General features: G+C 43.2%; 11 protein-coding genes. 1 reads left to right on the forward strand and 10 read right to left on the reverse strand.

What is annotated here, in order from left to right; genetic code table 11:
• Positions 1–64 precede the first annotated feature (64 nt).
• The 5 genes from ligD to ACFFGT_RS08235 form a co-directional block, all read right to left on the reverse strand.
• The gene (gene ligD, locus ACFFGT_RS08215) at positions 65–2,791 is read right to left on the reverse strand and encodes a DNA ligase D (RefSeq protein ID WP_377022035.1); all 2,727 of its coding nucleotides are present in this window, start codon (positions 2,789–2,791) and stop codon (positions 65–67) included.
• A gap of 11 nt (positions 2,792–2,802) precedes the next feature.
• On the reverse strand, positions 2,803–2,979 hold the full coding sequence (locus tag ACFFGT_RS08220; protein ID WP_377022036.1) for a DUF3606 domain-containing protein: 177 nt from the start codon (positions 2,977–2,979) through the stop codon (positions 2,803–2,805).
• Positions 2,980–3,535: 556 nt separating this feature from the next.
• Positions 3,536–3,826, reverse strand: coding sequence for a hypothetical protein (locus tag ACFFGT_RS08225; protein ID WP_377022037.1), 291 nt, complete (start codon positions 3,824–3,826; stop codon positions 3,536–3,538).
• 329 nt (positions 3,827–4,155) lie between these two features.
• Positions 4,156–5,451 (reverse strand): sugar MFS transporter, encoded by a 1,296-nt coding sequence (locus ACFFGT_RS08230; RefSeq protein ID WP_377022038.1) that lies wholly within the window; start codon positions 5,449–5,451, stop codon positions 4,156–4,158.
• Positions 5,452–5,482: 31 nt separating this feature from the next.
• On the reverse strand, positions 5,483–6,127 hold the full coding sequence (locus ACFFGT_RS08235) for a carbohydrate-binding family 9-like protein (RefSeq protein WP_377022039.1): 645 nt from the start codon (positions 6,125–6,127) through the stop codon (positions 5,483–5,485).
• Between the two features lie 253 nt (positions 6,128–6,380).
• On the opposite strand from ACFFGT_RS08235, the gene ACFFGT_RS08240 reads away from it, so the two are divergent.
• Positions 6,381–7,724, forward strand: coding sequence for an FAD-binding protein (locus ACFFGT_RS08240; protein ID WP_377022040.1), 1,344 nt, complete (start codon positions 6,381–6,383; stop codon positions 7,722–7,724).
• Positions 7,725–7,787: 63 nt separating this feature from the next.
• Here ACFFGT_RS08240 and ACFFGT_RS08245 read toward each other — a convergent pair whose 3' ends face one another.
• The 5 genes from ACFFGT_RS08245 to ACFFGT_RS08265 all read right to left on the reverse strand — a co-directional run bounded on the left by ACFFGT_RS08245 (position 7,788) and on the right by ACFFGT_RS08265 (position 14,905).
• Positions 7,788–8,198: an RNA recognition motif domain-containing protein gene (locus ACFFGT_RS08245; protein ID WP_377022041.1), complete on the reverse strand. Its 411-nt coding sequence runs from the start codon at positions 8,196–8,198 to the stop codon at positions 7,788–7,790.
• A gap of 200 nt (positions 8,199–8,398) precedes the next feature.
• Entirely contained in the window at positions 8,399–10,864 is a 2,466-nt protein-coding gene (locus ACFFGT_RS08250) for a glycoside hydrolase family 31 protein (protein WP_377022042.1), read from the reverse strand.
• A 16-nt stretch (positions 10,865–10,880) separates the two neighbouring features.
• Entirely contained in the window at positions 10,881–12,272 is a 1,392-nt protein-coding gene (locus tag ACFFGT_RS08255) for an alpha-amylase family glycosyl hydrolase (protein ID WP_377022043.1), read from the reverse strand.
• Between the two features lie 52 nt (positions 12,273–12,324).
• Entirely contained in the window at positions 12,325–13,404 is a 1,080-nt protein-coding gene (locus ACFFGT_RS08260; RefSeq protein WP_377022044.1) for a SusE domain-containing protein, read from the reverse strand.
• A gap of 13 nt (positions 13,405–13,417) precedes the next feature.
• Entirely contained in the window at positions 13,418–14,905 is a 1,488-nt protein-coding gene (locus ACFFGT_RS08265) for a RagB/SusD family nutrient uptake outer membrane protein (RefSeq protein ID WP_377022045.1), read from the reverse strand.
• Between the last annotated feature and the right edge of the window lies 1 nt (position 14,906).

The raw sequence follows: 14,906 nt of genomic DNA on the forward strand, positions 1-14,906 counted from the left end.
TACAGAGCGGCTCTGCTAATCGGGGATTGCTTCGTACCTCGCAATGACGCTTTTTTATTGATTTTCAATCAAAAACACTCTTCGCCTTTTTAATAGTTTTTTCCAGATCGATACCTTTTTCTAATACACCTTTAAAAAGATCCCCGGTTTCCTTCAGGCGATTAATGGAATTGAAGATGGTAAAATCCTTCATGGTAAGCCCGGGTTTAACCTCGTCCCAATGCAGGGGCATAGAAACCGTGGCGCCGGGCTTGGGCCTCAATGAATACGGACCGGCAATCGTAGCCCCCGGGCGGTTCTGCAGAAAATCGAGATACATTTTACCTTTCCGGTTGGCTACCATGCGTTCCAGGCTGGTATAACCTGGGATTTGTTTATGCACAATATCCACAACGAGCCGCGCAAATAGCTGCGATTGGTCGTAATCGTATTTAGCATCCAGCGGGATATAAATATGCATCCCTGTTGAACCCGATGTTTTACAGAACGATGGCACATCAACAGCATCCAGCACCTTTTTAACCTCCAGGGCGGCCTCAATAACCTGATCGAACGTGTTTTTGTCAGGGTCGAGGTCTATTACACAGTAATCCGGGTTATCCGGCGATTTTACCCGGCTAAACCAGGGGTTCATTTCGATACAGCCCAATGAGGCCATCCATAACAGATAGGATTCATCAGAGCCTACCAGATATTCTTTATGCTCCCCTTCGCCGTTGGTATAAGGGAAAGTCTTGGTGATCCAGTCGGGGGCTTTGCCCTTCACATCCTTTTGATAAAAACTTGGCTCATGAATCCCATTGGGGAACCTGTTAAGCGACATTGGCCTATCCTTCAAATAAGGCAAAATGTAATCGGCAACCTGGTAATAGTAATTGAACATATCACGCTTGGTTACGCCATCTTCTGGCCAGTAAACTTTACTCAGGTGGGTAAACTTAAGTTCATGTCCGCAAATTTTACGCACCTGGGTTTCATCCTGCGGGTTAAGCAGTGTTTTACGATCGGTATTTTTCACAGGTTTAATGGCTTTAACATGTGTATCATTATTGGCTCCTTCGGCTTCCACTACCGTTTCGGTGGTGTGTTTAGGCGTTTCCAGTACTACATCTTTTGCTTTTTTATCGGTACGCATCCCTTTAAAAGAGGCCTGCCTGAACACACCCTCAGTGGTTACTTCGGCAAATGCAACCTCGCAAACCAGTTCGGGTTTAAGCCAGGTAGGTTTTGCACCCAGTCGCTGCGGCCTGAACCTCGATGGCTTATCCACATCAGGCTCCACCTCAAACGGACTTTTACTTATAATAATTGGCTTAAACTGCTCCATCATTTCTTTTTGCAGTTTATCAGAAAAACCGGTGCCTACTTTGCCAACATATTGCAGCTTGCCTTTGTCATTATACAAAGCAAGGATCAATGCACTGAACGACTTAGATGTACCTCTATTTTTGGTAAACCCGGCAATGATCACTTCCTGCCGGCGGTGCACCTTTATTTTTAGCCACTCTTCGGAGCGGAGATCGGAAGTATAAACACTGCTTGCTTTTTTGGCGATGATACCCTCAAGCCCAATCTTTTCGGCGGCGTTAAAAAACTCAATGCCACCCGTATCAAAAACCTTGCTTTGGCGAATGCGGTCATCGTTTGCAGGGAGAACGGATGTCAATATCGCCTGGCGTTGTCTGAGGGGTAAGTCCATCAGGTTTTTGCCCTCGTACCAAAGAATATCGAACACGTAATAAACCAAATTATCATCAGCCTCGCTCCGCCAGTTTTGCAGGGCGCCGAAATTGGAAATTCCTTTATCATTCAGCACCAGGATCTCGCCGTCGATTACAGCGTTAATCTGCCAGTCTTTCAATAATTTATTGATGGGATAATATTTATCGAAGGGCAGGTTATTACGGGAGATAAGTTCCGCTCCTTTTTTGTCAATCACTGCGATGGCGCGGTAACCATCCCATTTAACCTCGTAAAGCCAGTCGGGATCATCAAAAGGCTCATCCACAAGCGTGGCTTTCATTGGCTTGATGTTAACCGGCGCTTTTGATTTGGGAGCTTTTTTAAGCAGCGCCTCAACGTCAAGAGCCTCAATATCGTTGGTATCAACCTTATTTTCCAGTTCTTCAACAGGTTTGTTCAGGGCTTTTTTTTTACCTGATTTCTTAGGTTTTTCTAAATCTTCCTCGTGACCATGCTGCCAAACCTTTTCGCTGGTTTTCTCCATGCTTTCGATGGATTTGCCGGAAAGGATGGATTTATCTTTTTTGGTAATGTCTTTAGCCGATGCAAATTCGTCGTTATGCTTGATGAGCAGCCAGCCGTTTTCGCCCATGCCATGGGTTTTAACAAGGGCAAATTCGCCCTCCAGCTTTTCGCCATGAAGCTTAATTTTTACCGAGCCAGCTTCGAGTTGTTTAAGCAGGTATTTTTCCTGTGCTTTTTTGCCTTTGATCTCCTCGATAGGTTCATAGGTACCTTCATCCCAAACAATGACGGTACCGCCGCCATATTCTCCTTTTGGGATGATACCTTCAAAGTTTCGGTAATCAAAGGGATGATCCTCAACCATCATAGCAAGGCGCTTGACTTTAGGATCGGTCGAGGGGCCTTTTGGTATGGCCCAGCTTTTAAGCACGCCATCCATTTCAAGCCTGAAATCGTAGTGTAAACGCGAAGCATCATGCTTCTGAATAACGAACATCAGGTGATCTTTATCCTTGCTCCTGCCCGCTTTAGGCTCTTTGGTTTTGCTGAAATCGCGTTTCTCTGCATACTTTTCCAGGCTCATGGCGGTAGTACTTATTTGTTGTTCAAATATTTGGCTACCGCCGCTGCGGAATTTCCAACAGCACGTACGGCTGTTTTTAACCTTTCGGGGCGAACACCAAATTTGTTTGCCCAATACTCAACCTCATAATTTTCGCTGGTATTAATGATGCTGTTGTCGGGCCATCCGGTTTTGTTTTTGTTGTCCATAATTAGTTTTATGAATGATATAGCAATAACAGATCAGCTAATTAAAGGTTTGAGTATTAATTAATAAATTATTGTAATAAAATCATTGATTGAAATAGCTTATTCCCAGCCATCATTTTGCTCGGCGTAGTTTGGCATCATCATGTAAATAAGCACGGCAAGGCAGGCAAGCAATACAAAGCGGGTTATCCAGAATATACACATTTCCATAGTTTATTTCTTTAGATGTTTTCAGTTTGATTTGTTGTAAAGCTTACTGCACATTGCATGCCATTGATTTAAAAACCTAAATATCAAATACTTACAACAAAACTACAGTTTGAAAATTTACTATATTTCGAGTATTGGCGATTATTGGTATCTGATAATCGCTGTTCATACAACATTTTTAGGTATCTAATATTAACCACAAAGCAGTGTCCGGGCAGCTTTAAATAACAAAGCCTGAGAATGGGAAATCCCCATTTTCAGGCTTTTAGATACCTGCAATTAAAGAATGTTACTTCATTAGAAGGTTTTGCTTATCAAATGAAAAAATTTAGGTACTTACTGTATATCAGTTTGCCAGTTGCGGGGGAAATAAAGCTTCAATAACAAGCAGTCCCTTATCGCCATCCATAGTTTCAATGGTGTGGATATACTTATAAGTTTGGGTTAACTGGTCAAAACCCTGGTCAATAACATTGATATCAAGATCGGTGATCGGGAAATCTTCGCAGTTTTGAATACAACGCAGCCTTTGATTATTTATTTGCGAAAAATCATTGGTATAACCTTTGCCATGCAGATCGATAACCCATTTGGTTAAAGTACGATTAAGCTTTTTGCAGGTTTTTACGTTTTTCATGATGCTGATTTTTAATTGATTACCCCTGTTTATTAGCATAGTCCAATAAAAGTTATGAACTAATTTTCCGGTAAATGCTGTTCATTTTATCCGTTTTAAGCCAATAATCGAACCAAAATCACAACAACCTAACAATCAACAAATTAAACAAAATCTATTTTAATTTCATAGCCATATATCGTAAAATTTATAACGCATTAACGATATATAGGCACAATATAACCAGCTATCCATCAAATACACAACACCATAGTAAACCAAAACCGGGTATCACCAACATGAAATGCTGCCAATACCCGGTCATGATTTAAAAGATAAGGCTATTGAGATTAGCTTTTTACATTAGATCTGCCTGCCTTATGCCCGATAGTTGAATAATAAAGGATAAACAGGTAAATAGGAATCAGCATAATATAGGCAGATTGCGCCGAATATTTACCCGAAAAATAACCGTACAATAAAGGTAGAAGCGCTCCGCCTGCAATCCCCATAACCAATAATGATGAGGCAATTTTGGTAAACCTGCCTAAACCTGCCAATGCCAAAGGCCAGATTGCAGGCCACATTAACGAGTTAGCAAGGCCCAGCAGGGCAATACAAAATACCGAAGCGTATCCATGCGTAAGCAGCGCGCAAACAGTTAACACAGCACCAAGAATAGCTGATGCAACAAGTGCTTTTTGCTGTGTAATAAATCTTGGAATACAGAAAATGCCAGTTAAATAACCAACTATCATTGATACCAGTGTACACGATGTGAAAAATTTTGCAGTTGATAAAGCGATGTGCTGAGAAGTGCCATAAAGAGAAATGGTATCGCCCGCTATAACTTCGGCACCCACATATACAAACAGGGTAACCACGCCAAGTATCAGGTGCGGGAACTGTGTAATGCTGGTTTTATCGGTATTGGCAGCAGCTACAGTTTCATCTTCGTGCTCGGTATTAATTTCGGGCAGGGACGAAAAGTAAATAAGGATAGCCAGCAAAACCAATACTACAACCATGATGGAATAAGGTAATATTACCCTTGCAGCAAGTTCATTCAACTCCAAAACTTTTTGATCGGGGGCTAAGGTTTTAAGTTTTTCTGTTAACTGGTCGATATTGGCAAGGGCTACGGCACCAAGTATCACGGGAGCGAGGGCACCAGCCACTTTATTACAGATCCCCATAATACTGATACGCCTTGCAGCGGTTTCGGCAGGGCCCAAAATGGTTATGTAAGGATTAGAGGCCGTTTGCAATACTGTAAGACCAGTTCCCTGTATAAATAATCCCACTAAAAAAACGCCGTAGGTACGAGTGAGTGCAGCCGGTATAAACATCAGGGCACCAATAGCCATTATAAATAAACCTATAGCCATACCATTTTTAAAACCAAACTTTTTTATGGTTTTACCGGCCGGAATCCCCATTACAACGTAAGCTATATAAAAAGCAAAAGTTACGAAGTATGATTCCTGGGTGGTTAGTTCACAGGCTATTTTGAGGTATGGAATGAGTGTACCGTTCATCCAGGTTACAAAACCAAAAATGAAAAATAAAGCACCGATAATAACAATCGGGTTTACCGCTGATTTTTTTACCGGCGATTCGATTACTGAACTTGTTGTTTGGGTCATGCTATGTTGTTTTAATTAGAGGTATTTTACTTTAAATAAACTTTATCGTACCAAAAAAACCAGACAGGTGAAAATCAGGCACGGGACTAACAATGTTATTCCAGCTTATAAAATGTGGTTCGGGCAGGTCATCTCCGCATTTAAAAAAGTTTGCCCGGCCGGTAGTTTCTTTTAATGTTTTAATATCATGATAAATGAAAAGATCAAAAGGGATTAGTAACGTCAGCTCCCAGGTGTTAAAACCGCCTGGGTCATTAGTCCAATTGATAATACTTAAGGCTTGTATGCTGTTTACTTTGTCATCTGGTACCGGTGTTCTTCCATTACGATCTTTACCAAAGCCAACCAGCGCTGTACCGATGGCATTAAATTCCAGGTTATAGTATTTATCATCACTGCCAAAACCTACAAAAAACTCAACACAGCTATCCTTATAAACCGGGTCGTTCGCCGCTGTGTATTTTGCGCTGGTATGCTGCTCCCTTACAAAATATTTTAGTGCGATATGGTTATCAGCATGAGCTATTGAAAAATCAACCGATGGAAAATACCCGATATCACTCCATAAAAGATTATCGATAGCATGCTTTTCTTCCTTATCAAGCAAAACTGACAGCTCATTAAGGCTATTTTTATTATAAGTACCCGGAATAAAAGGGGCGTAAACTTCCTTCACTATTATTTTATAATGTATTTCTGCTTCAATTTACCAAAAACTCATTCCTAACCAAAAGTTAATGCCGAATTAACAGGTAAACGTTAATTTTTTTACCAAAATAAATAAAAAGTTCATAAATTATTTAAAAATCTATTTTTACTTATTAAAAAATTATAAAAACTTTTCAAATCAGGTAAACCAAACAAGCTCTGGGTAATTTTCTCTTTCGTTTCTGTTTTATAATTAGCTACCTTGTATTAACCAATTTGTTATGAAAAGAAAAACTTTCATTCAATTAAGTACAACCTTAATGGCATCTCCCCTATTATCATCGCTCCCATCGTGGGCGCAGCAAACACGCTTACAAAACTGGTCGGGCAATTTAACTTACAGCACGGGTAATGTATTTTACCCCAAATCTGTTGAAGAGGTACAGCAGCTCATAAAAAAGCACGATAAAATAAAGGCATTGGGCACAAGGCATTGCTTCAATACCATTGCCGATAGTAAAGATAACCTGCTCTCCACCCGCGACCTGAACAAGGTGGTAACAATTGATAAGCAAAACCATACCGTTACGGTTGAGGGCGGCATAAAATATGGCGAGCTTGCCCCATACCTGCATAAAGAAGGTTTTGCCCTGCATAACCTTGCTTCTTTGCCGCATATATCGGTTGCAGGATCAATTACTACCGCTACACATGGCTCTGGTGTAAAAAACGGAAACCTCTCAAGCGCGGTAGTAGGACTGGAAATTGTTAAGGCAGATGGGAGTATTGTTCATCTTTCAAAAGCAAAAGATGCCGCGAAGCTGAACGCCGCAGTTGTTGGGCTTGGTGCTTTGGGTGTTATCACTAAAGTTACACTGCAAATACAGCCAACTTACATGATGAAACAACATGTATTTACCGGCCTGCCTATGAGCGAGCTAAAGCAGCACTTTGAAAAAATTGTCTCGGCCGGGTATAGTGTGAGCCTGTTTACCGACTGGCAAAGCGATCATATTAACGAAGTTTGGATAAAAAGCCGGATAGGTACAGATAAAGATGAAAACCTGAAAGAGTTTTACGGGGCTAAGGCGGCTTCCAAAAACCTGCACCCTATTATAGCACTCTCTGCCGAAAACTGTACCGAACAAATGGGCGTTCCCGGCCCCTGGTATGAGCGCTTGCCACATTTTAAAATGGGCTTTACACCAAGCAGCGGTAAAGAACTCCAATCAGAGTTTTTTGTGCCATTTAATCACGCTGTAGAAGCTATTGAGGCAGTGGCTAAATCAGGCAAGCAGATAGGCCCGCACCTTTTTATTACCGAGATCCGAACCATTGCTGCCGATGACCTGTGGATGAGCCCTGCCCATAATCAAAAATCAGTAGCTATCCATTTTACCTGGAAACAGGAAACTGAGGCGGTATTGAAACTACTCCCTCAAATTGAACGAGAGCTTGCTCCTTTTAAAGCAAGACCGCATTGGGGCAAGATCTTTACCATCCCGGCTAAAACATTAGCTGCACGATACGAAAAAATGGATGCTTTTAAAGCCTTAATAGCTGAATATGACCCGCATGGAAAATTCAGGAACCAGTTTTTAACAAACGAACTCTATAATTCCTGAAGGTAAAAATCAATTTACCGGCTTTCAGCTTTGTGCATTTGGCCTTTAGCTTTATTACAAAGCTTATGGCTGCTGCCTACGGGGGCGTTTAGCCCTTGCCGGGGCGGCTGCCTCTTGTTGCTCATAGCGATTATTTTCGCGCGGGAAACGCGGCTTATTATATCCTTGAGGCTTTACCTTGTTAAAGGCAGGCTTGGGTTTTGAAAATTGCTGCTGTTGCTGCGGCTGATGCTTTTGTTCGGCTATCCGCACGCTTATTTCACGCTCATCGATGGTGGCACCGTTCATAGCGTCAATTGCCCGCTGGGCCCCGGCCTCATCGGTCATTTCTAAAAAACCATAACCTTTACTAATGCCGCTGTCTTTATCAGTAATTATACGCACGGTGCTAACCGTACCATAAGCGCTGAACAGTTCAACAAGTTCAATTTCTTCCATATCTCGTGGAAAACCCACGATAAAAAGCTTAACCATACTATATTATGTAATTGCAACAGGTAATCTGTCAGCAAATATAGTGCAGAAAAATGGTTTAGCCTATTGCTCAACTGTCAGTTGAGGGCTTATTTGCAAAAAAAGCGTTCCGGATCTCATCCCGAAACGCCAATTTTACACTAATTGTATAATCAACCATGCCAGATCAATCTCATTCCGGCAGTATTTTTCTTAAATTATCATTTTAACTCATAATCAATCACTTGCTTTTGAGCAGATAGCCCAAAAGCCAATTCATAAACAGGTACAGCATCCCTTCTTCCGCCATCTGCACCCTGCGGATCGATGTTATTTACAGGATCGATCATGGTATAGTATGCCGATTGACCATTTACAACTTTATTGTTTAGTTTTATTTTACCAATGTTCTTAAAACCATGCATTACCAGTTTAACCTGACGAAATTTGCTGACAAAATTGCCCGCAGTTTCCCCAATAGTTAACTGACCTACTTGCGGGTTAAAGCTTATTGCCCGCTTGTTAAAATCATTATTTTCGTAATTATATGATTTGCCGTCATCTTCATACAGTACAAAAGTGTTTACTACCTTGCCATTGTAAACATGTAAAGTCAACGTATCTGTAGGTGCATCTGCAGTTGTTTGTACTAACGATTGCATCGGGATAATACTGCTTTCTTTTACAAACACAGGCAGGTGGCTCATATTAAGCGGCTGAATGATCTCCGCCTTGCCTTGTAGCTGCTCATCGCTGTATAAATTGTACCAGCCACCCTGGGGTAAATAAATTTTGCCATACTCTTTAGTGCTTTCAAACGGTGCTACCATGAAGGCGCCACCAAACAGATACTGGTTTTGGAAAGCCGGATCATATACCTTTGCATCAAAAGTATTGCCGATAGCCAGCGAACGCATTACAGGCATGCCAGTTTGTGTAGACTCATAGAAATTAGAGTACATGTACGGCATCAGCTTATACCTGAAATTGATAAAGTTACGGCTGATTTCCAGCGCATCTTCGCCATATGTCCATGGTTCGGAAGATTTAGTGTTAAGCGCAGTATGGTTCCTGTAATAAGGGATAAATGCGCCGATCTGCATCCAGCGGGTAAACAGCGCTGTGCTTGCCCCCCCTGTAAAGCCACCGATATCCATGGCCGTAAATGAAACACCGCTTAAGCCGAGGCTGTTCATAAGGCGTACACCAAGCAGCATGTGGTTATCTTCGGCGCGGTTATCCCCCGTCCAGATGGCAGAATAGCGTTGCAAACCGGCATAGCCCGAGCGGGTTAAAATAAACGGGCGTTCTTTAAAATGCTCCCTCGCCCCTTCAAAACTTGAGCGGACCATCTCTAAAGCATAAACATTATGTGCCTGCAGATGCGTGGTTTTGGCACCATCAAAATCAAACAATACGTTCGATGGCATTTTCTGTCCCCAGGTCGAGATCTCGTTCATATCATTCCAGATGCCGCTTACGCCATTATCGGCAAAAAACTTAACCTGTTTGCGCCACCAGGCACGACCTTTTTCGCTGGTAAAATCGGTGAAATTACACCAGCCCGGCCATACCTGCCCGGTGTAAAAAGTTTTATCGGGGTATTGAATAAATACGCTATCCTTTGCACCGCTTTCATAGGCAGGAGCGCCTTTTTCAACCTTAATACCCGGGTCAACAATAACGGTAAGCTTAAAACCCAGCTTGTTGAGCTTTGCGGTTAATTGCGGCGGATCAGGGAAACGTTTTTTATCCCAGGTAAACAGCTGGTAGCGGTCCATGTAATGAATATCCAGCGTAATGCCATCACTCGGGATCTTTTTTTCGCGCAGGGTTTGAGCAATGCGCAGCACCTCGGTATCGGGGTAATAACTATACCTGTTTTGCTGGTAACCCAAACTCCAAAGGGGCGGCATTTTCATGCGACCAGTGAGGCCTGTATATGATTGGATAATCCCTGCTATGTTTTTGTTGTAGATGAAATAATAGTTCATCTCGCCGCCATGAGCCCCAAACGATGAAAAACGGTTATTACTGGCCCCAAAGTTAAAATCGCTTTGATAGGTATTATCCATGAAAATACCGTAGTTAAGGCTATGGTGGATACCTATGTAAAACGGAATGGTTGAATAAATAGGATCCTGATCAATCTGGTAACCGTAGGTGTCGGAATTCCAGTTGGTATAAGCATTGCCTTTACGATCAAGATTACCCGTTTTTTCGCCAAGGCCAATAAACCGCTCATCGGGCATCATGGTTTTATAGGCGGTAACCTCCTCACCTACCCAGCCGGTGGTGAGGCCGGGCTCGTCCTGGTTAATCAGTTGCCCATCAATGGTATAATATGCTATCGCGAAGGGCTTTTTATGAATAACCGCCTTCAACGAATCGGTAAGTACGGTTATGCTTTCCTCATTTTGGCTGATACTTGTTTTAGTTTTTTGAGGCTGCGCGATAACCGCATATGAAAAATCGCGGCCTAAAGGCTTTTTATCCAGCCGCACCCTGATAACCGAGGGACTGTAAACGATAACTTTCCCAAAGATGCTGCCAGCTTTAAAAGCCACATCCTGTTCACTGATGGTAATGCCCTCCACATTGCCCGGCATCAGCACCGGCGATTGCGCCATGAGCCGCGATATGCTCATAGCACAACCAAGTATTAAGGTGATCTTTTTAAATTTCATGTATCTGTTTAGAAGTTTATTGTGTTAATACCATATGCTGGTATGGTTGCAGGGCTATAGTACCGCTCAATGAAACAGACGCGCCGGTGAAGGCATTTTTCCACGATGTAGTATTTAAGCCAATTGGTAATGTGTAAGTTACGGCATTTCCCTTTAAGTTGGCAATAACCAAAACTTTTTCTTTGGCGGTTGATTTAGTGAATACGGCAGCGTCATCACTACTGTAAGTAGCTAAGTCGCCATTCCTTACCGCATCACTGCTTTTACGGAAAGCGATGATCTTCTTGTACTCTGCAGTCATGTCGGGGTTGGTGCTCCAATCTATCGGCGTATGATAAAAGAAATCGATACCGCGGGTACAACCAACTTCCTGCCCGTTGTAGATCATCGGTACGCCCTTCATGTAAGCACTCACCAAGAATGCTGCCATAGAGCCGGCTTTGCCACCGTAAAGCGCTATAGGGTTACCATCGCTGTTATACACATCATGATTGGTGATATACCTAACCACCTGGGAGCCTGCAAAAGCACCCGAATACTCGCTGGTGTTTAATGCAGAAAGCTGTGTAACTGAACCATTATTGCCAAAGATTTTATTTTCTAAACCTGAATACCAGGCCATACCGTACTCCAGTTGAAAACCGGCTTTGAAATGATCAGCACGGGTACCTTCGGCAAACATCAGCAGTTTGTGTGTAGTGATAGTTTTAAGGGCATCATTAGCCTGTTTCCAAAAATCAAATGGAACAAAATCTGCAGCATCACAACGGAAACCGTCGATATTGGCATTGTAAACCCAGTATTGCATAGCATCGATCATAGCTTTGCGCATGTCCTGGTTGTCATAGTTAAGGGCTGCAACATCTGTCCAGTTCGTGCCGGTCGGCGGGATGATGTTGCCGTTTGCATCCTGCTTGTACCAGCTTTTATTGCTGATCCAGGCATTATCCCATGAGGTATGGTCGGCAACCCAATCCAGCATTACTGCCATATTTTTGCTATGGGCAGCATCTACCAGGGCTTTCAGGTCATCCGTATTCCCAAACTCGGGGTTAACAGCTTTATAGTCCTTCACAGCATAAGGCGAGCCCAAGCCTCCGGCAGATTTCAGTACACCAACCGGGGTAACAGGCATCAGGTAAACTACGTTTACACCCAGTGCTTTGATCGAATCCAATCGTGCGGTAACACCTTTCAACGAAGCATCGTTACTGAAAGCCCGGATGTTCACCTGGTAAATAATGGCATCCTGCGGACTGGGCACATTGGCAAAGGGCGTTCCATATTGGGTGTAAGGCGTGCTGTTTACAGGTGTACTGTTATTATCTTTTTTACAGAAACTCAATAACGAAACAAGGCAAATAAGCAGGGCATTGATCATAATAGTACGTGTGGGGTTTAATTTCATCTTCATCAAAAATTAAAGTAAGGCAGCACCCTGCGGCACTGCCCTACCATGGTTAGTTTTTGTGTAACTTATAGTTATAATTATTAGGATCGTGCAGATCAAGCGTGATAGTATAGTTACCACTTGTTGGTACGGTAAGGTTATCCAGCGTGCCGTTATAACCATACACAGGGCTATCGGCATAAGTAAGCTTGCCATCTTTGGTTATCCCAAAATCAATAGACCATGCACCATTAGCCCTGAACTTGAACGAGCCCGATGATGACATATCGCAGGTAAGCGTCCAAACCTGCTTAGCTACATCATAAGTCATTTGGGTATCGCCTCCCCAGCCACCGGGTGTGGCATCGCCAATAATGCCCCAGGTGGTTTTGGTATAAGTCCAGGTGAGGTTATTGGTATTGGCCGATAGTTCGTAGTAGCCGGCATCGGGCAGTACCAGATCACCAGCTAAACCGTCTGTTGAGAGTTTGCCATCACCGGCATAACCGTAGTTGATGTGGTTCCAGTCCTTATCACTTGTAAACTTAAAGTGATAGGTGCCTCCTGCCGGGAAGTACACATAACCCTCATAAATTTTATTGGATTGCAGCGCCACGATTGAAGGCGCGGTACCCGGCGACCAGCCCTGGTAATCGCCCGGAACATATAATGCCGGGAAACCAGTGAATACCTGGTAAGGACTTATAGTTACGGCAAGTCCTTTAGTGTAAGCATTCCTATCCTGCGTGGCCTGGATCCTGAATACCAGTTTCCCTGTTGTGTTAGGTTCAATACCCATTGATATGGCAAGGGTATTCAAATCCGAACCTTTGTATGATTTGGAAAGCACATCGTCGCCCACCACTATGTTTTTAGCATTGGCCCAGGCTGTAGTACCCACGGTATCGGCCGGGACATCAACCTGCAAAGTATAGGTTACCGAAGCTTTGATAGGGTAAACAACTGCAGGCCAGGAAAAAGTGATCACCGAAGCATCATCTGTGGCTGCCGAAAGTGCTACTGTATTGGTTGATGCCTTAATAGATGAATCAAAACCTACTGGTTGAAGTACGGTTAATTTGGCATCCTTTTTACAGGCAAAGGCCATGCAGGATACCAGTATTATGCTGAAATTGATTAATTTTTTCATAATGTGATAGGATTTAGTAGCCTGGATTTTGTTTTAAGCCGGGGTTAGCATTAAGCGCACTGGTAGGTATCGGAAACAGCTTCCTGAAATCGCCTACGGCCGGTACAAAGCCATGTGCCAGGGTAAACTTGTTAAACCTGATCATATCCTGCCTGCGGTGGCCTTCCCAGTTCAGTTCAAAACCACGCTCATCATAAATATTATCAGGCGTTGGGCTGGCAGCGAGGGCGCTTAAACCTGCGCGTACCCTTACCAGGTCAATAAATGGTTTAGCTGCCGCTGCATTACCTAACCGCACATTGCACTCGGCCTGCATTAACAGGATATCAGCATAACGGTAGATCGGAAAATCGTTTGATTCGCCACTGCCATCAGCCGGTTTAACCGGGAAAAATTTAATATCGCGGATCCCTTCATTAGGTCCGGCACCTGGGTTATCCAACGAAGAAACATCGGCTGTATAAGTCACACCACCTGCCTGCGAGCCAACTAAAAATTGTTTCCTGCGGATATCATTAGCATCAAACTTGTCATAGTACTCTTTAGGCACGATAGTACCATTCCATCCGGCGAAACCAATCAAAGCCACACCATTGGCACTGTTCAAACTCCTGATGGTGTATATATTACGCGATACAATATTTTCGGTAACATAAATAGCCAGGATGGTTTCATCATCGGGCAGCTTATCGCCAAAAAGCTCATAATACTGATATCCTACAGGACTTGCAGCGTTTGCTGCACCAGGGTGCAGGGAATAACCACCCGATGCCACCTTGGCACAGGCTGCAAGGCATTCGTTCCATTTGGCGGTTCCGGTATAAACCTCAGCATTTAAATAAACCTTGGCCAGTAAGGTATAACCTGCCCATTTGTTAAAACGGCCATAGTAAACACCGCCCTTGGTTTCAGATAGCTTGTCAACGTTTTCGGTTAATTCCTTTACGATGAAATCATAAACATCCTTACGTTTTGCCTGTGGTATTTTATCAACAGTTACATTGTTATCGGTGTAAAATGGAACATCGCCAAAATCATCAATCAGCAAATAGTAAAACCAGGCGCGCATTACTTTGGCCTCGGCAATTTTTGATTCATCGGCCTTAGCCTGGGTTAACTGATCAATGGCCAGGTTGGCCGTATAAACTGATTTGTAAAGCCAGCTCCAGGTGTTGCCAATAATTAAATCGCTTGGCAACCACTGGCGCTGGTAAAGGCGCGCAAAATCAAGCTGCCAGTCACCGGTATTGCGGTGCGGGATCACCTGCTCATCCGACGAAAAGGAATTTAAATCATACCAGCCATTATCGGCACCAGCATAACCAACGCCGTTCCAGTTACCACCCACCTGTGAGTAAACACCGGCAAGCGCCACGTCTGCCCCCTTGGCCGAGCCGTAAAATTGATCAGCAGGGTATTTATCATATACATTTTCACTAACCTTGGTACAGCTTGCAGCACCCAGGCCAATAATTAAAATGCTTGTTAATATCTTTTTCATG

It is taken from the genome of Mucilaginibacter angelicae (genome assembly GCF_042434235.1).
GTDB classification, from domain to species: domain Bacteria; phylum Bacteroidota; class Bacteroidia; order Sphingobacteriales; family Sphingobacteriaceae; genus Mucilaginibacter; species Mucilaginibacter angelicae.

Excerpts from the sequence above, each read along its gene's own strand:
- ACFFGT_RS08240 (WP_377022040.1), top strand. The coding sequence starts at position 6,381 with ATGAAAAGAAAAACTTTCATTCAATTAAGTACAACCTTAATGGCATCT.
- ACFFGT_RS08265 (WP_377022045.1), bottom strand. The coding sequence starts at position 14,905 with ATGAAAAAGATATTAACAAGCATTTTAATTATTGGCCTGGGTGCTGCA.
- ACFFGT_RS08245 (WP_377022041.1), bottom strand. The coding sequence starts at position 8,198 with ATGGTTAAGCTTTTTATCGTGGGTTTTCCACGAGATATGGAAGAAATT.
- ligD (WP_377022035.1), bottom strand. The coding sequence starts at position 2,791 with ATGAGCCTGGAAAAGTATGCAGAGAAACGCGATTTCAGCAAAACCAAA.
- ACFFGT_RS08260 (WP_377022044.1), bottom strand. The coding sequence starts at position 13,404 with ATGAAAAAATTAATCAATTTCAGCATAATACTGGTATCCTGCATGGCC.
- ACFFGT_RS08250 (WP_377022042.1), bottom strand. The coding sequence starts at position 10,864 with ATGAAATTTAAAAAGATCACCTTAATACTTGGTTGTGCTATGAGCATA.
- ACFFGT_RS08225 (WP_377022037.1), bottom strand. The coding sequence starts at position 3,826 with ATGAAAAACGTAAAAACCTGCAAAAAGCTTAATCGTACTTTAACCAAA.
- ACFFGT_RS08255 (WP_377022043.1), bottom strand. The coding sequence starts at position 12,272 with ATGAAATTAAACCCCACACGTACTATTATGATCAATGCCCTGCTTATT.
- ACFFGT_RS08220 (WP_377022036.1), bottom strand. The coding sequence starts at position 2,979 with ATGGACAACAAAAACAAAACCGGATGGCCCGACAACAGCATCATTAAT.
- ACFFGT_RS08230 (WP_377022038.1), bottom strand. The coding sequence starts at position 5,451 with ATGACCCAAACAACAAGTTCAGTAATCGAATCGCCGGTAAAAAAATCA.